The sequence below is a fragment of the Rhodococcus opacus genome (genome assembly GCF_012396235.1).
Taxonomy (GTDB): Bacteria; Actinomycetota; Actinomycetes; order Mycobacteriales; family Mycobacteriaceae; genus Rhodococcus_F; species Rhodococcus_F opacus.
Window position 1 is genome coordinate 12,321 of sequence record NZ_JAAXPA010000006.1, and the last position, 19,284, is coordinate 31,604.

Below are 19,284 nucleotides of genomic sequence, written 5' to 3' on the forward strand. Positions count from 1 at the left end.
AACGCGGGCAGGTCGTCTCGGGAGGTACTGATGGCGGGATCCTCTCGGTCCGGACGTCACGAGCAGGTGGGAAGGCACGTTACCCGGCGCACGGCCTCGAGGCCTTCAGGGGTGCCCGGCCAGTGCCGAGCCACGACCTGCGGACCTGCGCGGCGAATCACCGAGCGAAGCGTGATGCCGATGATGATCACGTCGTCGGCGTATCCGATGACGGGGACGAAGTCGGGTATCAGGTCGATCGGAACCGCGAGATAGACCAGCAGCAGGACGAGCCGGACGCGCACCCCCCGGGGCAGGTCGGGATCGGCTGCGAGGCGGCGCAGGAGACGGAGCACGTCCGGGAGCACCCGGATCGTCTCCCCGATCCGGGTGCTGTCGGGTCTCGATCGCCACAGCACGAGCGCCAGCACCACCCAGACGGCCAGCAGGCCCGTTGCCGCGCCGATCAGGACGGGCCATGCAGCCGCCCACACCTGCCCCGGATCCATACGGCTGCGCCTAGTGCTCCGACCGGACCGCGGGACGGATGTTCTGGTTCACATGGAAGAGGTTGTCCGGATCGTACTTCGCCTTCACCTGCGCGAGCCGGTCGTAGTTGCCGAGGTAGGAGGCACGCACGCGGTCCTCACCCTCGGACATCATGAAATTGACGTACGCCCCGCCCGCGGTCGTCGGGTGGAGGGCCTCCCAGTACCGCTTGGCCCAGTCCGTGATGACGTCGGCGTTGGCCGGATCCGGGTCGACACCGACGATCACCCCGGCCCAGCCGCCGTCCCGGTACGCGAACGCCGTGGCATCCTCGGCGACCCGCGTCGCCGCGCCGTCGATGGGATACATGTGCATCGTCGAATGACCGGTGGGCAGCTGACGGCCGAACTCCAGATGGATGTCGATGGCGTCGTCGGAGATCTCCCGAACGAAGTCGGCGCGCCAGTACCACTGCAATCCGGCCGGGTAAAGTCCGTCGAAGGCGGATTGCAATGCGGTGAAGGGCATTTCGTGGAGTCCGACCAGCAGCGGGTTTCCGAAGTCGCGGATCGGTTCGAGTACCGCGTCGGCCTTGTTCGGGTCGCCGGTGTAGCACCAGACGACGCCGCACGCCTTGCGTCCCCACAGTTCCTCCGGGAACGGCGGCGCGGGCGGAATGGTCAGCAGCCCGATCCAGCCGTTGAGTTCCTCGGGCAGCGACGGCAGGAGTTCGCGGTACCACCGCATCACGTCGGGCGTGTCTTCCAGGTCGTACAGCACCGGCCCGCCGACGACGGTGCCGTGGTCGCCGATGTCGTGACACGCGAACTGGAACGATGTGACCACACCGAAGTTTCCGCCGCCTCCCCGCAGCGCCCAGAACAGGTCCGGATGGGATCGTTCGCTCGCCGTCACCAGCGTGCCGTCGGCGAGGACGACATCGGCGCTGAGCAGGTTATCCACGGTGAGACCGAAACGGCGGGTCAGGTAGCCGATTCCGCCGCCGAGCGTCAGTCCGCCGACACCGGTGGACGCGATGAACCCGGACGGGGTGGCCATACCGAACGGCACGGTCGCATGGTCGACGTCGCTCCAGGTGCACCCGCCGTCCACCCGGACGGTCCGGTCGGCGGGCGACACCGTGGTTCCGCGCATCCCCGACAGATCGATCACGAGGGCACCGTCCCACACGCCGAGACCTCCCGCGTTGTGTCCACCGCCGCGAACCGCGAGTTCGACGTGATGCTCCCGCGCGAACTTCACGCACGCGACGACATCCGCGGCGTTGGCGCACCGCGCGATGGCCGCGGGTCGACGGTCGATCATCGCGTTGTACACCGCACGCGCGTCGTCGTAGCCGGCGTCGTCGGGGGTGATCAACTCTCCGCGTAGCGATGCGGCCAGTTCCGCGTAGGGCGGCGGTGTCGTCGTCGACGGCGTCGAATTCGTGGTGGTGGTACTCATAGCCTTCTCCTCGGATCGGTAGGCCCCGGAACGGGCCGTACCTGGTAATTCACACCGTAGGAATCCGGCGTTCGCGCACCGTTCGCGCCGGCGCCCCGCCCGCGAACGGTCCGGCGTCCGCACGCAGTCGCAGCACCTGCGGCAACCACCAGCGGTCGTCGTGTTGCTCGGCGGCGATCCGGGCGGCATCGAGCGTGGCGCGGGCCGCGTCCCTCCACCCGACGTCGATCTGGACCTCCGCCAGCAGTGAGAGCCAGTACGGCATACGCGCGAACGCCCGCTGCCGGCGCAACTCGGCGAGCCCCTCGCGGATCTTCGCGATTCCCGGTTCGCCGCCGAGGAGCCGGCCTTCGAGGATCTGCGACCACTGACTGTAGTAGGCGAAGTGGTAGCGCTCGCACAGCTCCCGCAACTCGGTGAGCGAGGCGAGGAGCGCTGCGTCGTCGCCGCGGATCTGATACAGCACCGCCGCGTATCCCAACGCCACCGCGAGACTGTAGGGGTGGCCGCAGGTCCTGCCCAATGCGAGGGCCTCCGCACACGACCGCGCCGCCTTCTGCTCGTCACCGATCATCCAGTACGCGTGCGACTCCCAGGCGTGGGCATGCACCTCGAGCCTGGTCCCGAGGATGAAGGAATAGTCGTCGGAGAACGATCGCAGCGCGACGTCGAAATGTTCGATCGCATCCCTCGGCCGGCCGAGACCGAGGGCGGCCCCCGCCACGGCGAACTGCGCCTGACCCTCGAACTCGGGATCGGCTGCGGACAGTTCGAGGGCACGCACGCCGATGCCGTGGGCCTGCGCGGTGTGCCCCTGCACGAAGTGTGCCGCGAACAATCCGATCAGGGCACCGAGCACGACTTTCGGCCGGCGCAGACGCTGCCCCAGCTCCACTGTGCGGTCCAGCGTCTGCTCGAGCTCGGTGGAGGAGTACCCGTACAGGGTGGTCAGCGGCGCCGACATGCCCTGCCGCACATCCACCTCGTGAGCGTCCCGGTTGCGGCCCACCGGCATCGCCTCGAGGAGGTCGAGGCAGTCCCGGAAATGCCGCAGGGCCTCCGCGTTCGCGAACACGCTGGCTGCCACCTCGGCGGCGCGCTGCAGATAGTGGAGTGCGCGGTCGGGGCGGCCGCCGCGCCGATACTGCTCTGCGAGGTGTGCTGCCACGTCGTCGGTGCGGCCGGTGTGGAGAAGTTCGAGTCCCTGCGCCAGCCGCCGATGCAGGAGCCAGCGTCGCGGCGGGCTGACCGAACGGTACGCGGCCTCCCGGACCAGGTCGTGCACGAAATCGTAGCCGGTGCCCGCCGGCCGGACGATCCTCCGCCGCCACAGTTCGTCCACCGCCTGGACGAGGGAATCTGCGTTCAGGTCGCTCGCCTCGCTGAGCAGGTCCAGATCGAAATCCGTGCCGAGCGCCGCGGCGAGGCCGGCGACGTCCCGCGCGGGTTCCGAGCACTGTTCGAGCCGCCGCTGCAGCACCTCGCCGAGGTCGTCGGCGGCCCCGCCCCGCCCGGTCGCATTCATGCCCGGCACCATCCTGGCGGCCTCCACGACGTACAGCGGGTAGCCCCCGGTCGCGGCGTACAGGACCGCCTCCTCCGACGGGTCCAGCGCCCGGCCGCCGAGGGACCGCGCCAGTTCCGCGGTCCCGTCCGCGGTCAACGGGTCCACCTCGACGTCCGTGACCAGCCGTGCCGACCGGAGGGCCCGCAGCGCTTCCCGCACATCGTGTCGCGACCGCGCCTCGTCCGTGCGGGCGGTCGCAGCCACCAGTACCCGCATGTGGGTGTCGAGTGAGAGCAGGAAGGCCAGCCAGGCCGTCGTCTCCGCGTCGCACCACTGCAGATCGTCGAGGACGAGCAGGACCGGCCGGCCCGACGACAGCACCGCACGCGTCGTTCCCTCGAAGAAGCGGTGACGCTGCCATGCGTCGACCATCGCCCGGGACGTCGACGGTCGCGGCCCGGGCTCGGCGCTCGGGACGAGCCGTTCGACCTCGGCCCGCCACAACGGATTCAGAGACCCGATCGCGGACCGAAAATCCGGGCTGCGCAGCCACTCGGCGACGGGCGCCAGCGCGACGCGGCCCGGCAGTCCGAAACACCTCGTGGTCGCCACCACCGCTCCGTCTGCGCGAGCGATCTCCGCGAGTTCGGTGGTCAACCGGGTCTTGCCGACACCCGCGTCCCCCGAGACGAGCAGCAGTCCCTGCCTGCCGTCGAGGGACTGCTGCCACCGCCGTTGCAACTCCCCGCGTTCACGCTCCCGCCCGATCAGAGCGGGCACCGCGGTCCGGACGCGTTCGGGCCGGCGAGCCGCGCCGGCACCGACCCTCGGGTGCTCCCCCAGCAGGTTGTCGAACAGCCTGCTGGTCGCCGCGCTCGGCGTGACGCCGAGTTCGGTCTCGAGAACGGCCGCGCATCGGTGGTAGGTGGTCATCGCCGCCGCCCGGTCGCCCGACGCGGCCTGCAGTTCCATGAGAGTCCGGTACCCGACCTCCTCCAGGGGGTCGAGCTGGATACGTCGGCGCGCGCACGCCGTGGCGGTCTCCACGTCACCTGACTCCCGCAACACCCGCACCGTCGCCTCGCAGAGTTCGACGCACTGCCTGCGCAGCACCTCGCGGTGCTCGAGGACCCAGTCTTCGTAGGTTCCGGGCATGAGTTCGCCGCGATAGGTGTCGATCGCGCGGTCGGCGTGATCGAGAAATGCCCGCGGGTCGGAATCGACGAGGGCCGCGACGGCGGCCGACCGCTCGTTGCGGAAGGTGTCGACGTCCACCCGACACGACGACGAGTCCGTCCACGTGAGCGTCGGCCCGTCCGCCGCGAGCGCACCGTCCGATCCGAGGAGGCCGCGGAGATTGTGCAGTTCCCGCCGGAGGTTGGTGCGGGCCTGCTGCTCGCTCGACTCGGGCCAGAACAGCCCCGCGAGGCGGGTCCTGGACTGAGCGAGACCGGCGTGCAGCACGAGGTAGGCCAGCAACGCGATCGCCCGTGACGAGATGGGGCCGACCCTGACATCCTCCGGGTTCGATACGCGCTGTTCGCCGAGCAGGTAGACCGTCAACATGACTGACCAGCTCCCGGTCGCGGAACGAGGCGAACTTCCGCGTTCTCATCATCGCACGGTCAGCGGAAGTGCTGGTACAGCGCTTTCAGCTCCCGGATCGCGGCGTCCACCGCGCGCTCGTCCTCGCTGACCGATCGGATCGCCTTCCGCAGCAGCAGCGGGTCGAGGTCGTCGATCGCCGCCCGGAAGTCGGCGTCGGGCAGGTCGGGCAGCTGGGACTCGTCACCGAACCAGTCGTCGACGTCCGCGTCGGAGGAGTCGCCGCCGACGCCGTCGATCAGCATGTCCAGGTCGACGCCGCGCAGCGTCAGGATCTCGAGCGGGTTCTCGTCGATGCGTTCGGTGGTGAGGTACGCGACCGCCGCCGCATGCTTGCACGGCCAGCCGTCGTCCGGGCAGGTGCAGTCGTAGTTCAGCGCGGACGCCCCGGCGGGCAGCAGCAGGGGTCCGAGAACCTCCGGAACTCCGCCGCCCGCCAGCATCGCGAGACTGCCGGGTTGCCGACGCACCAGCGCGACGAGTTCCGCGACCTCCGCGTCGTCGAGGCGATCGATCGAGACGGTGGCGACGAACGGCTGGAGCTGACTGCCCTGGACCTCTCCCGTGACCATCCCCCCGGCGATCTCGAGCGAGATCACCTGTCCGCTGCGCGCGTAGCTCCGCCCGCGGCTCATCCGGCCCTTGTCGGCGACGAACTCGATGATGTCGACGAATTCGCGGCCCCACCACGTGCGCCCGAACGATCCGCGCTGGGATCGTGCCTCCAGCCCGCCCGTCACCGGTCGACGCTTGCCGTATTGGCCGAAGTACGGCCCGGGTCGCCGATTCGTCATTCGCCCACCGCCTCGTCGCCGAGCCGCAGCAGTTCACCGAGTTGCTCGGTGCTCATTTCCGTCACCCAGTTCTCGCCCGTCCCGACGGCGAGATCCGCCAGCTCCTGCTTGGTGGCGATCATCGCGTCGATCCGCTCCTCCAGGGTGCCGACGCACACGAGCTTGCGCACCTGCACGTCCCGCCGCTGACCGATCCGGAACGCCCGGTCCGTGGCCTGGTTCTCGACCGCCGGGTTCCACCACCGGTCGAGGTGAACGACGTGATTGGCCGCGGTGAGGTTCAGGCCCGTCCCGCCCGCCTTCAGCGAGAGCATCATGATCGGCGGCCCGTCGTCCCGCTGGAACGAGGCCACCATGTCGTCGCGTTTCTGCTTGGAGACGCCCCCGTGCAGAAACGGCACGGGGGTACCGAAACGCTCCGCGAGGTACGGGGTCACGAGGTCGCCGAATTCCCGGAACTGGGTGAACAGCAACGCCTTCTCGTCGTCCGCGACCACCGAGTCCAGGATGTCTTCGACGAGCCCCAGCTTGCCGGAGCGGTGCTGTCCGCGCCGCATCACCGCCGACCCGTCGCGCAGGAAGTGTGCCGGGTGGTTGCACACCTGCTTGAGTTTCGTCAGGGCGGCGAGGACGGCCCCCTTGCGCTTCATCCCCTTCTTGTCCTTGATCTGCGCCATCATGTCGTCGACCACCGCCCGGTACAGCGCGGCCTGCTCGGCAGTGAGGTTGGCACGGACCGTCATCTCGAACTTGTCCGGGAGGTCGGCGATGACCGCGGGATCGGTCTTGACGCGGCGCAGCACGAACGGCGACGTGACGGCGCGGAGCCGGGCGACGGCCGCCTCGTCCTGCTCCCGCTCGATGGGCACCACGAAGCGCTTGCGGAACATCGCCTCCGAGCCAAGGATGCCCGAGTTCGCGAAGTCGAGGATCGAGCGCAGTTCGTCGAGCCGGTTCTCGACCGGAGTGCCCGTCAGCGCGACGCGGTGCGCCGCCGGAATGCTCCGCGCCGCCCGCGCCTGGGACGTCTTCGCGTTCTTGATGTGCTGCGCCTCGTCCAGCACGACACGCCGCCAGTCCTGCTCCTTCAGGTGCGCGACGTCGCGGGCCAGCAGCGCGTACGTGGTGATCACCAGATCGCTCTGCGTCACGGCGGCGGTGAAGTCCTCACCGCTCAGCCGCTGCGGACCGTGGTGGACGAGCACCCGCAGCGAGGGAACGAAGCGTGCCGCCTCGCGCTCCCAGTTGCCGACCACCGACATCGGGCACACCAGCAAGGTGGGTGTCGCGGCGTTCTCGTGTGCCAGCAGTGCGAGCAACTGCAGCGTCTTGCCGAGACCCATGTCGTCGGCGAGGACGGCGCCGAGGCCGAGGCGGCTCATGAAGACCAGCCAGTCGAGTCCCCGCTTCTGATACGGGCGCAGCGTCGCGTCCAACCCGTCCGGGGTCGGCACATCCTGCGGCTTCGTGTCGCCGTCCAGCAACGCGGCCGCCCAGCCGGTGGCCGTGACCTCCTCGACGGGAAGGTCGGAGAGATCGTCCGCGATCAGGTCCTTCAGCAGGTCCACGATGGCCCGGTCGCCGCTCGCGTGCCGCTCCGCCACGTACCGCGCGGCGCGGGAGAGCACCTCCTGATCCGCCCGCACCCACTCGCCGCGCAACCGCACGAGATCACTCTTCGAGTTGACCAGTCGATTCATCTCCGCGGCGGTGAGCACCGTGTCGCCGAGTGCCAGTTCCCAGTTGTACTGCACCAACTGGTCTTTGCCGACGGCCCGGTTCTCCGCGCTCGCCGGAGTGCTCGGCGAGCTCACCCTCAGGCGCATCGACGGCGACGCCACACTCCACGCCCGCGGCAGCAGCAGGCTGATGCCCTTCTCCTTCAACGCCACCGCACCGTGTCCGACGAGGTCGATGACCACGGCGGTGGGCAACATCAGGTCCAGGCTGTCGGGATCACTGGGGACGTCCTGCAGTCGCGGGTAGGCGGCCACGGCCTCCGTCAGCTTGCGCACCCCGATCTGCAGGCGACTCGCCTCCGTGTGATGCAACGGAATCGGCACCGGCGCTTCGCCTTCCGGACGAAGACAGACCTCCAGTCGCCACAGCACCGTGTCCGGATCCCAGTCCCCCTCCACGTCAACGTCTTCCGGCTCGAGGAGCCGCAGCACCAGTTCGGGTTCGTCCACTTTGAGGCTGTCGCGCCACCCGTCCAGCGAACCCGACAGCTGGGCGGTGCCCTCGTCGAACTGGTCGCCGCGCAGCAGCGCTTCGATCAGCGGATGATCCCCGTCGGTGGCGGAATCGTCCGGATGCCGGCGTTCGAGGACACGGCGGGCGACGGGGTCGGTCAGCTCGGTGACCATGTCGTCGAGCACGGCGCGGGGGGTCGTGCCGTGACGCTGGACCGGCGGCATCGCGACGGCCATCTCCGTGAGCCACGCACGCTGCCGCTCACCGCCGAGCAGCCGCCAGCGCGGCCACCAGCCGCCCTCCGCGCGGTGCACCTCGGGCACCACCCGGCCGGCGCGTGCCCACCGCTCGACACCGCGGGCGACGTGGGCGAGGTAGCGCAGATCCCCGGCGACCCGGGGGTCGCGGGCCGACACCGACAGCAGAAACTCCGTCGCGTCCGGCGGTGCGAGCGCCACCGCGGCCCACTCGAGCATCTCCGGCCCCGACGGCGTCGGCATCGGCACCTTCACGTGATGCCGGAACTTCCGTGCCAGCACCCGCCCGACCGCATCCGTCGGCTCCGAGGCGGCCGGATTCCGGTCCTCCGCCCACAGCATGAGACCCGAACCCGGTGTCCAGAGGCCGTGCAGCATGCACCCATCCAAGCAGGTGCGACCGACAGCGCGTGAAATCCCTGCTCGTGACATGTAACCCTCGACCATATTCCACCGATGAACGAGTTGGCGGCTGTCCACGCCGGTAACTCACCGGGATCGCTGCCGTACGTGATCGCAGTGATCGGAGGAAGACAAAATGGACATGGAACAGATCTTGGAAGTCCTCGTTCAGCTCATCCAGGTTCTCGGACCGTTGATGGGTGGCGGCGGAGGCGGCGGAGGCACAGGTTCCCTGGGCGGCCTGTTCGGCTCCTGAGTTCTCACGAGAGGGCCCGCCGACTCCACGTCGGCGGGCCTTCGTCGTGCCCGAATCCCGACCCCGGTTCGTGATAGGACTGTGGGCGTGAGCATGGCATACGGCTTCAGCGAGTACGGCGGCCCCGAGACGCAGCAGTTCTTCGACGTCCCCGTTCCCTCCCCCGGCCCCGGACAGTTGCTGGTTGCCGTCCACGCGGCCGGCGTGAATCCCGCCGATTGGAAGGTGCGGGCGGGAACGCGCAAGGACACCGTCCCCGTCACCCTTCCCGCCGTTCTCGGCCGGGAGGTCGCCGGTGTGGTCGCGGATGTCGGGCCCCGGGTGACCGGCTTCGCGGTCGGCGATGCCGTGTTCGGCGCGACCGCCACCGGCTTCGGCGGCTACACCGAGTACACCCTGGTCAACACGGCCTCTGCGGCGCACAAGCCCGAGCCGGTCTCGTTCGCCGACGCGGCCACGCTCCCCGTCGCGGCGGGAACCGCGTACGACGCGCTGACCACCCTGGATCTGGCGCCCGGCAGCCGGTTGCTCGTCGTCGGCGCGGGCGGCGGTGTGGGGGTGGCGGCGCTGCAGTTGGCCGCGGCGTGGGACGTCACCGTGATCGGAGTCGCGAGCGAGAGCAAGCGGGAGATCGTCGAATCGCTCGGTGCCACCTGGGTGGCGTCCGGAGACGGCCTGGCCGCACGCATACCCGGCCCGGTCGACGCCGTCTTCGACCTCGTCGGGGGTGACGCGCTCGCCGAGGCGGCGCGGGTGGTCGCGGATCCGGCGGCGATCCTCAGCACCGGCGATCCGCTCGCCGCGCGGGATCTCGGCGGCTCGGGGGTGGAACGGCGCCGAACGTCCGCGGTGTTCGCGGAGCTGGCCGCGCTGGTGGCCGACGGGACCCTCGATCCGCGGGTCGCTCACCGATTCCCGTTCGCGCACGCCGGTGACGCTCTCGCGATGGTCGAGTCCGGTCACACGAGCGGCAAGGTCGTGATCGAGTTCGGTTAGCAGGTCTGGCTTTCACCGGTTCCGAGGTAGATGCTGGAGAGACGTAGCTGCCGGACACTCGGGAGTCGGTCATGAGCATCCTGATCCAGGTTCTCGAACAGGGGTACGCGCTCACCACTCCGTGGGAGCAACGGAAGTACGCCTTCGTCGATGCCACGCACATCGTCACGATTCGACTGGACGGACAGTCGGGTGTGTGGCTCGACGGGATGAAACACGGTGAGGCACACAGGCTTGCGGTTACCCCCACCCCCAGCGAGGCGATCTTCTTCCTCCTCCGCACCCTCGATCTGCTCGCGGAATGCCGGCAGAGCGGCGGTTCCTGGGTGATCGGCCACGATGGCACGCACCTGTCGTCGATCGCCGCGGTGCGCCTCCCCTTCACTTGACGTGTCGGGGGCCCGGTGCATACTCCCGGTGGTAGGGGGAGATGGGTCGAGCGCCGGGGGACGCATGAGACTTCTGTACGTGGCCGCGTGGCTGGTGGCGATCCTGACGGTCTGCGGTTGCGGGGTGTCGCTTCTCGACCTCAGCGGCCCCGGCCCGGCACCGGGCAGTCCGCCCCGCGCACACATCGAGGAGTTGCTCGGCCGGGTCGCGACGGTCGAGTCCCGTCCGCACCCCGGCGGATATCAGCGCGGGTGTTCCGGCAAGGAGTTGTGCGTCTTCGGCCCGGCCTGGACCGACGACCAGGACGCCGCCGCCGGCCACGACGGGTGCGACACCCGCAACAACGTTCTCGCGCTCGATCTCCGCTCGGTGGCGTTCCGCGACGGCACCCGCGGCTGCGTGGTGCTGAGCGGGGTCCTCGCCGATCCGTATTCCGGCGAGGTGCTCCAATTCGACCGAGCCGACGCGAAAGCCGTACAGATCGACCACGTCTACCCCTTGGCGGCGGCGTGGGACATGGGCGCGTCGACGTGGTCGCCCGAGCGTCGGCTGCGGTTCGCCAACGACGTCACGTTCAACCTGCTGGCCGTCAACGGTGCGGACAATCAGGACAAGGGCGACCGGACCCCGCAGGACTGGCTTCCGCCGAATCCGGCGTACCACTGCTTCTACGCGGGCAAGTACCTGTCGGTGGCGGTGGAGTACGGGCTTCCGGTGACGCTGGCGGACCGCGACGCGCTCGCCGAGGTGGCGGAGCGGTGTCCGTGAGCACCTCAGAAGACGGTGCCTCAGGACACGGTGAAGGAACGCGTGTGCCAGCCGGTGGCGCCACCCGGGATCGGCGGCGTCCGCTCCTCCACCTGAACGTTGCCGTCCAGATCCGTGGCCCGCACCTGGAGGGTGTGCAGTCCGGATGTGGCCTGCCACTCCCAGGTCCATTGCCGCCAGGTGTCGATGGTGTACTGCGGGGCGAGGGTCGCGGTCTGCCATTCGCCGTTGTCGACCCGCACCTCCACCTTCTCGATGCCGCGGTGCTGTGCCCAGGCGGTTCCGGCGACGAGAACCGGCCCCGGCGCGGTGGGCGTGAACGATGCGGGCACGTCGATCCGGGACGCGGTCTTGATCGGACCTTTCGCGGACCATCCGCGCTTCGTCCAGTAGGCCTCCGCCTTGTCGAAGCGTGTGAGTTCCCAATCCACCACCCATTTGGTGGCCGACACGTAGCCGTAGAGACCGGGGACCACCTGCCGCACCGGATAACCGTGTTCGAACGGCAACGGCTCACCGTTCATCGCCACCGCGAGGATCGCGTCGCGTCCGTCCCGCAAGGCCTCGACCGGGGTGCCCGCCGTGAAGTCGTCGCTACTCGTGGACAGCAGCATGTCGGCGTCGGGGTGCACCCCGGCCTCGTCGAGGATGTCTTTGATCGGGTAGCCGATCCACGTGGCGTTGCCGGCGAGGTTTCCGCCGACCTCGTTGGACACGCACGTCAGCGTGACCACCCGTTCCACGGGCGTCCTCGCGACCAGGTCGTCCCACGTCAGCGTGACCTCGCGGTCCACCATGCCGTGGATGCGCAGTTTCCAGTCGTCCGTCGTCAACCGTGGGACCCGTAGTGCGGTGTCGATCCGGTAGAACTCCTCGTTCGACGTGACGAACGGGGTGGCGCCCGGCACGTCGATGTCGGTGCCCGGAGCGATCGGGGCCGCCCGGTCCGTCACCTCGGGAACGGTGAAGGCGCTGCGGTTGTCCAGAGCTCCCGCGGCTTGCTGCCCGAGGTACCGGCCGGCGGCTCCCGCGGCCGCGGCGGTCGCGGCGGCGGTCGCGGTCAGCAGAAGAAAAGTTCGGCGCGGCAACCACGAATCCTCGGCGTCCGAGTGCTCGGGTGCCCGCGCGGCGGCCGTCAGCACCCGCAGAACCGCGATGCCGGCGACGACCCCCACCACGGTCGGCAGCGCACACATCCACGTGGCGCTGGGGCGCTGGGTCGAGGCGTAGATTCCCACCAGCCCGAGAGCCGCCAGGATCGCGCTGCCGAACGGGGCGCGGGGACGCTCGACGATGCCCGCGATCGCGGCAAGGAGCACGATGAGGATCGTCATGCCGACGAACAGGGCGGGTTTGTCGTTGGTTCCGAACGTGTCGATCGCGAACTCGCGAGCCCAGGCGGGACTGCGGTCCACCGTCGTCGATCCGACCGCATAGAACGGCGACGAGTTCGGGTCGATCAGCACCGACAGCAGTTCGCCCACCCCGAGCACGATGCCGGCGGCGATCACTCCGGCGAGCGCGCGGGAGAGCAGGTGCCGCCGTCTCCGGGGCGTCCGCGCCGCCTCGTGCCGGTCACCGATCGTCGTCGTCATCGCAGCCCTGCTCCTTTGTCGTCGTCACCGTGTATTCGGAGCTGAGAACGCGCACGGATGGGAGCCCACTACTAGTATTTACCGGATGAACCAGCTCGACAAAGACACTCTTCTCTGCATCTCGCTCTCCGGCCGACCGAGCAACATCGGCACCCGGTTTCACAATTATCTGTACGGCGAGCTGGGCCTCAATTTCGTCTACAAAGCGTTCACCACCAACGACCTCCAGGCTGCGGTCGGCGGCATCCGCGCGCTGGGGATCCGCGGTGCCGGTGTCTCCATGCCGTTCAAGGAGCGGATCATCGAGTACGTCGACGTGATGCACGAATCGGCGTCGGTCATCGAATCCGTCAACACGGTGGTCAACGAGGACGGGGTGTTGCACGCCTACAACACCGACTACCAGGCCATCGCGAACCTGTTGCGCGACAACGCATTGCACCACTCGCTGTCCGTGGCGGTGGCCGGGAGCGGCGGAATGGCCAAAGCTGTGGTCGCCGCCGTGCGCGACTACGGCTTCACCGACGTCACCGTGGTCGCCCGCAACGAGACGACGGGCGGCGCCCTCGCGAAGCAGTACGGATTCGACTGGCAACCCGAACTCGGCGCGGCACGGCCGGGGCTCCTGATCAACGCCACCCCCGTCGGCATGGCGGGCGGTCCCGAGGCCGAAGATCTGGCGTTCGAACTCGACGCGATCGACGCGGCGGAGGCCGTGTTCGACGTGGTTGCCATGCCCGCCGCGACGCCGCTGATCCGTGCCGCGGCCGAACGCCACAAGACCGTCATCACCGGTGCCGAGGTGATCGCACTGCAAGCCGCGGAGCAGTTCGTCCTCTACACCGGCGTGCGCCCGTCCCCCGAAGAGATCCGCAGGGCCTCCGAGTACTCACGGTCGTGAGGTGAGCACCGCCGAGACACCCGCGCAACGGCTCGCACGCAACTTCAGCGAGCTGCTGCAGGAACTCCGTGTCGCGCAGGCAGGCGTGCAGATCCTGTTCGCCTTCCTCCTCGCGGTCGCCTTCACCGAGGCGTACGCGGAGCAGCCGTTCGGCCTGCGCATGCTCCATCTCGTCACGGTGCTCCTGGCAACGGTGTCCTCGGCCCTGCTCATCGCCCCGGCGGTCTGGCACCGGGTGCTGTTCCGCCAGGGCCGCCGGGTCGACATCCTGCGCAGGGCCAACCTGTTCGCACTGTGGGGTGTCGGATTTCTCGCCGCAGCCATGACCGGAACCGTGCTCCTGATTGCCGAAGTGGCAGTGGGCGGTCCGGTCGCGATCGTGATCGGCGTGGTGGCCGCGCTGATGTTCGCGACGCTGTGGTTCGTGTTTCCCCGCCTGTTCGATCACGATACGGGCGGCGCGGACTAGAGACCCGCAATTCGGCGCGACCGCGTTCGTACACTGTTGTTCTACAACAGCTTTCACATGTCGAGACTCCAGCACGCCACGGATCGCACTCGCATCCGAATCTGGATCAATTCAATTTTGGGTCTTGACATGAATTGTGACCCCTGTCACGCTTCTCTATACGGAATCATTATTTCGCATTGTGGAAGAAGGGTCGCATGGATCTCGATGCAGGACTCCAACGATTCAACGAGGCTTCACAGTCCGAGGCAACGGAACTGGCGCGGATCTGCCTGGACATTCCCCGGTGGGCAGACGAACTCGTGTCCGCCCGGCCGTACACCGATCGCGCCTCACTTCTCACTGCAGCCAGGACGGGGGCCGGCCCGCTCTCCGCGGACGAGATCGAGCAAGCCCTCGCCCGCCATCCCCGAATCGGTGAACCCCCGGGAGGCGACGACGCCGAGGCGCACCTGGCACGTTCGGAGCAGTCGAACGTCGATTCGTCCGACGCGGCGGCGCGGAAACGGCTCACCGACGGCAACCGTGCCTACGAGGACAAATTCGGACGGGTCTTCCTGGTCCGCGCCGCCGGCCGGAGCACGTCCGACATCCTCACCGCACTCGACCGTCGGCTTCTCAACGACGAGGCCGGCGAATTAGCCGTTGTTGCAGAGGAACTGCGCGACATCGCCGCACGTCGTCTCGCCGGGATGCTGGACGCATGAGCGACGTCAGCCAGGTCACCACCCACGTGCTGGATGCGGCCGAAGGCGTGCCCGCGCGGGAAGTGCCGGTATCGCTGACGGTCCAGCGCGACTCCGCATGGATCACCGTGGCCGACGCCGTCACCGACGACGACGGACGCGTCACAACCCTGGGCCCCGCCCGACTCGAGCCGGGCACCTACCGGATCGTCTTCGACACCGGACGCTACTTCGCCGCGAAGGGCCGTCCGGCGTTCTACCCCGACATCACCATCACGTTCGCCCTGACCGACAGCGAACAGCACTACCACGTACCAGTCCTTCTCAGCCCGTTCGCATACTCGACCTACCGAGGGAGCTAATCATGAGCAAGATCGTGCTCGGCCAGAACCAGTACGGCAAGGCAGAAGTCCGGTTGGTCAAGATCACGCGGGACACGAAGCGACACGAGATCGAAGACGTCACCGTGACGTCGCAACTGCGCGGCGACCTCGACGCGGTGCACACCGAAGGCGACAACGCGCACGTCGTGGCCACGGACACCCAGAAGAACACGGTGTACGCGTTCGCCCGCGACGGCGTCGGCTCGATCGAGACGTTCGCCATGCGACTCGGTCAGCACTTCACCGGGGAATTCGAGTGGATCACCGGCGGCCGATGGGAGATCGAGCAGTACTCGTGGGCGCGGATCACTGTCGACGGCGAGGGCCACGACCATTCCTTCGTCCGATCGAGCGACGAACGGCGAAACACTGTGGTCACCATCGACGGCGACCGGACATGGATCGTGTCCGGGCTCAGCAACATGGTGGTGCTGAAGTCGACGGGCTCGGAGTTCCGGGGCTACCCGAAGGACAAGTACACCACCCTGCAGGAAACGTCCGACCGGATCCTCGCGACGTCGGTGAGTGCCCGGTGGCGGTACCTCACCACCGACGTCGACTTCGACAAGACCTTCGAGAACGTGCGGGCAGTCATGCTGGAGGCGTTCGCCACGACGCACTCGCTCGCGCTGCAGCAGTCCCTGTTCCAGATGGGTTCGGCGGTGCTCGAGGCGCACCCCGAGATCGCCGAGGTGAAGTTCTCGATGCCGAACAAACACCACTTCCTCGTCGACCTGGAACCGTTCGGACTCGACAACCCCGGCGAGGTGTTCTTCGCGGCCGACCGCCCCTACGGGTTGATCGAGGCGACCGTCGAGCGCGAGGACGCTCCCGACGCCGGCCGCGCCTGGGATTCCGTTCCCGGATTCTGCTAGGAGCGCGGCGATGAAACGGATCGGACACCGGGTTGCCGGAACTCCCGGACCCGAGGACGAGCGGTTGCCGCTCGGAAAGTCGTACGTCTACGGGTTGCAGCACATCCTGACGATGTACGGCGGCGTGATCGCGCCTCCCCTGATCGTCGGCGGCGCCGCCGGTCTGACCGGCGTCGAGATCGGGCTGCTCGTGTCGGCGGCATTGTTCGTCAGTGGCGCGGCCACACTGCTGCAGACCCTCGGCGTCCCCTATTTCGGGGCAAAACTTCCCCTGGTGCAGGGCATTTCCTTCGCCTCGGTGTCCACCATGGTGGCGGTGGCCAGCGGTCCGGGCGGACTGCGATCAGTGTTCGGAGCCATCATGGTCGCCGGCGTGATCGGCCTGTTGATCAGCCCGTTCTTCTGCAGGATCGTGCGCTACTTCCCGCCCGTCGTCACCGGGTCGATCATCACGGTCATCGGCATCTCCCTCCTGCCGGTCGCGGTGCGCTGGGCGATGGGCGGCAACGCCAAGGCCCCGGACTGGGGGTCGATGTCCAACATCGGGCTCGCCGGATTCAGCCTGTTCGTCGTGTTGCTGGTGAGCCGGCTGGTCCAGGGAACCCTGTCGCGGCTGTCCATCCTGATCGGCATCGTCGTGGGAACCCTGTTCGCCGCACTGATCGGCAAGGCCGACTTCGGCGCCGTCGGGAAGGGCGCGATCTTCGAACTGCCGCAGGTGTTCTCGTTCGGCACTCCCCTGTTCCAGATCGGCGCGATCATCTCGATGACCGTGGTGATCCTCGTGATCATGACCGAGACGACGGCCGACATCCTCGCGGTCGGCGAGATCGTGGAAACGAAGGTCGATGCTCGCCGGGTCGGCGACGGTCTCCGCGCCGACATGCTCGCCACCACCGTGGCACCGGTGTTCGGCACGTTCCCGGCCAGCGCGTTCGCTCAGAACGTCGGGCTCGTCGCGATCACCGGGATCAAGAGCCGATACGTTGTCGCGGCCGGCGGTTCGGTTCTGTTCGCTCTCGGACTGTTCCCCGTCCTGGGCCGGCTGGTGGCCTCCGTGCCGCTGCCCGTCCTCGGCGGTGCGGGGATCGTCCTCTTCGGTTCGGTAGCCGCGAGCGGAATCCGGACCCTGTCCAAGGTGTCGTACGACGGCAACCTCAACTTGGTGATCGTCGCGGTGGCCCTCGGATTCGGTGTGATACCGATCGCGGTGCCCGAGTTCTACTCGGCCTTCCCGGAATGGGTGCACATCGTCTTCGACTCGGGAATCAGCGCGGCCAGCATCGTCGCGGTGCTGCTCAACATCCTGTTCAACGAGATCAAGGCCGGCAACCGGCCCACTCCCTCGGTGGTCTCGGCGGCGCCGCCCGTCCTCGTCCACCCAGCCGAGGACTCGGAGCACCCGGCAGACACGGCGCGCACCTCCGCCGTGCGCAATGAGTAAACAGCCGGAACAGGCCACCCTGGTCGAGCGGTGCAGTCGCGACGCTATCGGTCCGCGACTGCACCGCCTTCCCTGCGAAGATCGAGCAGGCGCATCACCCGCGTCGCACTCACCCCGTGGACGAGGACGGAGAGGACGACGGTGAAGGCCACCGTCGACCACAACCACTTCTCGTCGTCCACGCCGGCTTCCGCAGCGGCGTAGGCGAGATAGTAGATCGACCCGATTCCGCGAACCCCGAAGAATGCGGTGACCCGGCGCTCGGGACCGGACATCTCCTCACAGCCCAGCAGCGAAAGCCATCCCACCACCGGCCGGATGACGAACACGAGGGCTGCCGCGACGAGAACCCCGCCCCACGTCAGTCCGGTCAGCAGACCGGAAGTGAGTGCCACCCCCAGCAGGAGCAGGACGGCGAGGGTGAGCACGTGTTCCAGTTGTTCGATCAGGCTGTGCATCTCGGCGTGGTAGTCGTGGGCCCGCTCCGTCCGACGGATGGCGACGGCGCAGGCGAAGACGGCGAGAAAGCCGTATCCCCCGGCCAGTTCGGTGAGTCCGTAGACGGCGAACGTGGCGGCGAGCGCGAAGATGGGTTCGCTGCGTTCGGCCAGGCGCATGTGTGTGATCGGGAAGCGGAAGACCGCGCGGCCGAAGAGATCACCGGCAATCCACCCCAGGGCTGCGCCGATGACGACCTTTCCGATCAGTTCCCAGGCCGCCCACTGCACGATCCACTGCTCGATCGGCCCTTTGCCGATCATGAACAGCGCCAGATACACGAACGGGAAGGCGAGAGCGTCGTTGAGCCCGGCCTCCGAGGTGAGCGCGAACCGGACCTCGTCGTCCTCCTGATGGGACTCGCCGCCCGACGTGGGACCTTCGACCTGCACGTCGGACGCCAGAACCGGGTCGGTGGGCGCGAGGACTGCCCCGAGCAGGATCGCGACGGCGGGGGTCAATGCCGCCACCCACCAGCCGAGCAGCGCGACAGCGGCGATACCGAGAGGCATCGCGATCAGCAGCAGACGCCACGTCGAATTCCACGTGCGCCAGCCCAGTGGTCTGTCGATCGCCAGTCCCACGCCCATCAAGGCGACGATGACGCAGGTTTCGCTCAGGTGTTCCGTCACGGCGGGATGCAGTGCCGGCGACAGGGTGTCCGTTCCCGACTCGCCGAGAAGCAGGCCGCCCCCCGCTCCGACCGCCAGGACGATCAGCGGCGCCGAGACGGCACGGTCCTGGAACAGGCGCGGAACGGTGGCGGCCAGCAGAAGAGCCAGTCCTGCCGTCAGATACGCGAGATCGGTGTTCAGCGCCGTCACCCCACCTCGCCGCGCAGCAGCGACGCCATCCGTGCGTCGAACGCCACGAACAGCACCCGGGGAATTCCGGCGTCCGACTCACGGACGGCACCGACCGCCTGCCGGACGGCGTCGTCCGCGGGCCAGCCGTACACCCCGGACGAGATCAGCGGGAACGCAACGGACAGGGCACCGAGGTCGGATGCCACCGCCAGGCTGGTGATGTAGGCGCTGCGCAGGGTGGCCGACCGATCGTCCGTAGCGGAATACACGGGGCCGACGGTGTGAATCACCCATCGGGCCGGCAACCGGCCCGCCGTCGTCGCGACCGCCTGTCCCGCCGGGAGTCCATCCTGGAACGTGGTGGCCCGCAGGTGCCTGCATTCGGCGAGGATCTCGGGTCCGCCGGCCCGGTGGATGGCGCCGTCCACTCCACCACCCCCGAGCAGTCCGGAGTTGGCGGCGTTGACGATCGCGTCGACCTCGATCGTCGTGATGTCACCGTGCACTACCTCGATGGTGGTCATCAC

17 protein-coding genes are annotated in these 19,284 nt (G+C 68.5%); 9 read left to right on the forward strand and 8 right to left on the reverse strand.

Features of this window, described 5'->3' with window-relative positions:
• Positions 1-56 precede the first annotated feature (56 nt).
• The 5 genes from HGB39_RS09340 to HGB39_RS09360 are packed head-to-tail and all read right to left on the reverse strand — an operon-like array spanning position 57 to position 8,666.
• Positions 57-488, reverse strand: coding sequence for a YkvA family protein (locus HGB39_RS09340; RefSeq protein ID WP_005563044.1), 432 nt, complete (start codon positions 486-488; stop codon positions 57-59).
• A 10-nt stretch (positions 489-498) separates the two neighbouring features.
• The gene (locus tag HGB39_RS09345) at positions 499-1,932 is read right to left on the reverse strand and encodes an FAD-binding oxidoreductase (RefSeq protein ID WP_005563045.1); all 1,434 of its coding nucleotides are present in this window, start codon (positions 1,930-1,932) and stop codon (positions 499-501) included.
• A 49-nt stretch (positions 1,933-1,981) separates the two neighbouring features.
• Positions 1,982-5,005 carry an ATP-binding protein gene (locus HGB39_RS09350; protein ID WP_054248055.1) on the reverse strand — a complete coding sequence of 1,008 codons (3,024 nt, stop codon included), beginning with the start codon at positions 5,003-5,005 and terminating at the stop codon, positions 1,982-1,984.
• A gap of 59 nt (positions 5,006-5,064) precedes the next feature.
• A complete protein-coding gene (locus HGB39_RS09355; RefSeq protein ID WP_005563047.1) occupies positions 5,065-5,838 on the reverse strand; it encodes an SWIM zinc finger family protein in 774 nt (257 codons plus the stop codon).
• Positions 5,835-8,666 carry a DEAD/DEAH box helicase gene (locus HGB39_RS09360; RefSeq protein WP_120660597.1) on the reverse strand — a complete coding sequence of 944 codons (2,832 nt, stop codon included), beginning with the start codon at positions 8,664-8,666 and terminating at the stop codon, positions 5,835-5,837. Before HGB39_RS09360 ends, HGB39_RS09355 begins: the two co-directional genes overlap by 4 nt.
• Positions 8,667-9,039: 373 nt before the next feature.
• Here HGB39_RS09360 and HGB39_RS09365 point away from each other — a divergent pair, with 373 nt between their 5' ends.
• From HGB39_RS09365 to HGB39_RS09375, 3 genes are all read left to right on the forward strand, one after another.
• The gene (locus HGB39_RS09365) at positions 9,040-9,942 is read left to right on the forward strand and encodes an NADP-dependent oxidoreductase (RefSeq protein WP_064080126.1); all 903 of its coding nucleotides are present in this window, start codon (positions 9,040-9,042) and stop codon (positions 9,940-9,942) included.
• A gap of 71 nt (positions 9,943-10,013) precedes the next feature.
• A complete protein-coding gene (locus HGB39_RS09370; protein WP_005252838.1) occupies positions 10,014-10,331 on the forward strand; it encodes a hypothetical protein in 318 nt (105 codons plus the stop codon).
• Between the two features lie 64 nt (positions 10,332-10,395).
• Complete coding sequence (locus HGB39_RS09375) at positions 10,396-11,100, forward strand: HNH endonuclease family protein (protein ID WP_005566660.1); 705 nt, start codon at positions 10,396-10,398, stop codon at positions 11,098-11,100.
• 20 nt (positions 11,101-11,120) lie between these two features.
• Here HGB39_RS09375 and HGB39_RS09380 read toward each other — a convergent pair whose 3' ends face one another.
• A complete protein-coding gene (locus tag HGB39_RS09380; RefSeq protein ID WP_005566663.1) occupies positions 11,121-12,695 on the reverse strand; it encodes a molybdopterin-dependent oxidoreductase in 1,575 nt (524 codons plus the stop codon).
• 85 nt (positions 12,696-12,780) lie between these two features.
• Between HGB39_RS09380 and HGB39_RS09385 the strand changes: the two genes are divergently transcribed.
• The 6 genes from HGB39_RS09385 to HGB39_RS09410 all read left to right on the forward strand — a co-directional run bounded on the left by HGB39_RS09385 (position 12,781) and on the right by HGB39_RS09410 (position 17,453).
• Positions 12,781-13,596, forward strand: coding sequence for a shikimate 5-dehydrogenase (locus HGB39_RS09385; RefSeq protein ID WP_005264949.1), 816 nt, complete (start codon positions 12,781-12,783; stop codon positions 13,594-13,596).
• Between the two features lies 1 nt (position 13,597).
• Entirely contained in the window at positions 13,598-14,065 is a 468-nt protein-coding gene (locus tag HGB39_RS09390) for a DUF6328 family protein (RefSeq protein WP_005566666.1), read from the forward strand.
• A gap of 197 nt (positions 14,066-14,262) precedes the next feature.
• Complete coding sequence (uraD, locus tag HGB39_RS09395; protein WP_005566668.1) at positions 14,263-14,772, forward strand: 2-oxo-4-hydroxy-4-carboxy-5-ureidoimidazoline decarboxylase; 510 nt, start codon at positions 14,263-14,265, stop codon at positions 14,770-14,772.
• A complete protein-coding gene (gene uraH / locus HGB39_RS09400) occupies positions 14,769-15,113 on the forward strand; it encodes a hydroxyisourate hydrolase (RefSeq protein WP_005566669.1) in 345 nt (114 codons plus the stop codon). Before uraD ends, uraH begins: the two co-directional genes overlap by 4 nt.
• A gap of 2 nt (positions 15,114-15,115) precedes the next feature.
• Positions 15,116-16,009: a factor-independent urate hydroxylase gene (gene pucL, locus HGB39_RS09405; RefSeq protein ID WP_005566671.1), complete on the forward strand. Its 894-nt coding sequence runs from the start codon at positions 15,116-15,118 to the stop codon at positions 16,007-16,009.
• A gap of 10 nt (positions 16,010-16,019) precedes the next feature.
• A complete protein-coding gene (locus tag HGB39_RS09410; RefSeq protein WP_005566673.1) occupies positions 16,020-17,453 on the forward strand; it encodes a nucleobase:cation symporter-2 family protein in 1,434 nt (477 codons plus the stop codon).
• A gap of 44 nt (positions 17,454-17,497) precedes the next feature.
• Here HGB39_RS09410 and HGB39_RS09415 read toward each other — a convergent pair whose 3' ends face one another.
• Both HGB39_RS09415 and HGB39_RS09420 read right to left on the reverse strand, forming a co-directional pair.
• Positions 17,498-18,775 carry a cation:proton antiporter gene (locus tag HGB39_RS09415; RefSeq protein ID WP_005262594.1) on the reverse strand — a complete coding sequence of 426 codons (1,278 nt, stop codon included), beginning with the start codon at positions 18,773-18,775 and terminating at the stop codon, positions 17,498-17,500.
• The gene (locus HGB39_RS09420) at positions 18,772-19,281 is read right to left on the reverse strand and encodes an O-acetyl-ADP-ribose deacetylase (RefSeq protein ID WP_005566675.1); all 510 of its coding nucleotides are present in this window, start codon (positions 19,279-19,281) and stop codon (positions 18,772-18,774) included. The genes HGB39_RS09415 and HGB39_RS09420 overlap by 4 nt, the downstream gene beginning before the upstream one ends.
• Positions 19,282-19,284 lie beyond the last annotated feature (3 nt).

Bases quoted from the DNA above. Each gene is read 5' to 3' on its own strand.
- HGB39_RS09340 (WP_005563044.1), bottom strand. From the start codon at position 488: ATGGATCCGGGGCAGGTGTGGGCGGCTGCATGGCCCGTCCTGATCGGC.
- HGB39_RS09345 (WP_005563045.1), bottom strand. From the start codon at position 1,932: ATGAGTACCACCACCACGAATTCGACGCCGTCGACGACGACACCGCCG.
- HGB39_RS09385 (WP_005264949.1), top strand. From the start codon at position 12,781: ATGAACCAGCTCGACAAAGACACTCTTCTCTGCATCTCGCTCTCCGGC.
- HGB39_RS09410 (WP_005566673.1), top strand. From the start codon at position 16,020: ATGAAACGGATCGGACACCGGGTTGCCGGAACTCCCGGACCCGAGGAC.
- HGB39_RS09420 (WP_005566675.1), bottom strand. From the start codon at position 19,281: ATGACCACCATCGAGGTAGTGCACGGTGACATCACGACGATCGAGGTC.
- HGB39_RS09355 (WP_005563047.1), bottom strand. From the start codon at position 5,838: ATGACGAATCGGCGACCCGGGCCGTACTTCGGCCAATACGGCAAGCGT.
- pucL (WP_005566671.1), top strand. From the start codon at position 15,116: ATGAGCAAGATCGTGCTCGGCCAGAACCAGTACGGCAAGGCAGAAGTC.
- HGB39_RS09370 (WP_005252838.1), top strand. From the start codon at position 10,014: ATGAGCATCCTGATCCAGGTTCTCGAACAGGGGTACGCGCTCACCACT.
- uraH (WP_005566669.1), top strand. From the start codon at position 14,769: ATGAGCGACGTCAGCCAGGTCACCACCCACGTGCTGGATGCGGCCGAA.
- HGB39_RS09350 (WP_054248055.1), bottom strand. From the start codon at position 5,005: ATGTTGACGGTCTACCTGCTCGGCGAACAGCGCGTATCGAACCCGGAG.
- HGB39_RS09365 (WP_064080126.1), top strand. From the start codon at position 9,040: ATGGCATACGGCTTCAGCGAGTACGGCGGCCCCGAGACGCAGCAGTTC.
- HGB39_RS09375 (WP_005566660.1), top strand. From the start codon at position 10,396: ATGAGACTTCTGTACGTGGCCGCGTGGCTGGTGGCGATCCTGACGGTC.
- uraD (WP_005566668.1), top strand. From the start codon at position 14,263: ATGGATCTCGATGCAGGACTCCAACGATTCAACGAGGCTTCACAGTCC.
- HGB39_RS09360 (WP_120660597.1), bottom strand. From the start codon at position 8,666: ATGCTGCACGGCCTCTGGACACCGGGTTCGGGTCTCATGCTGTGGGCG.
- HGB39_RS09380 (WP_005566663.1), bottom strand. From the start codon at position 12,695: ATGACGACGACGATCGGTGACCGGCACGAGGCGGCGCGGACGCCCCGG.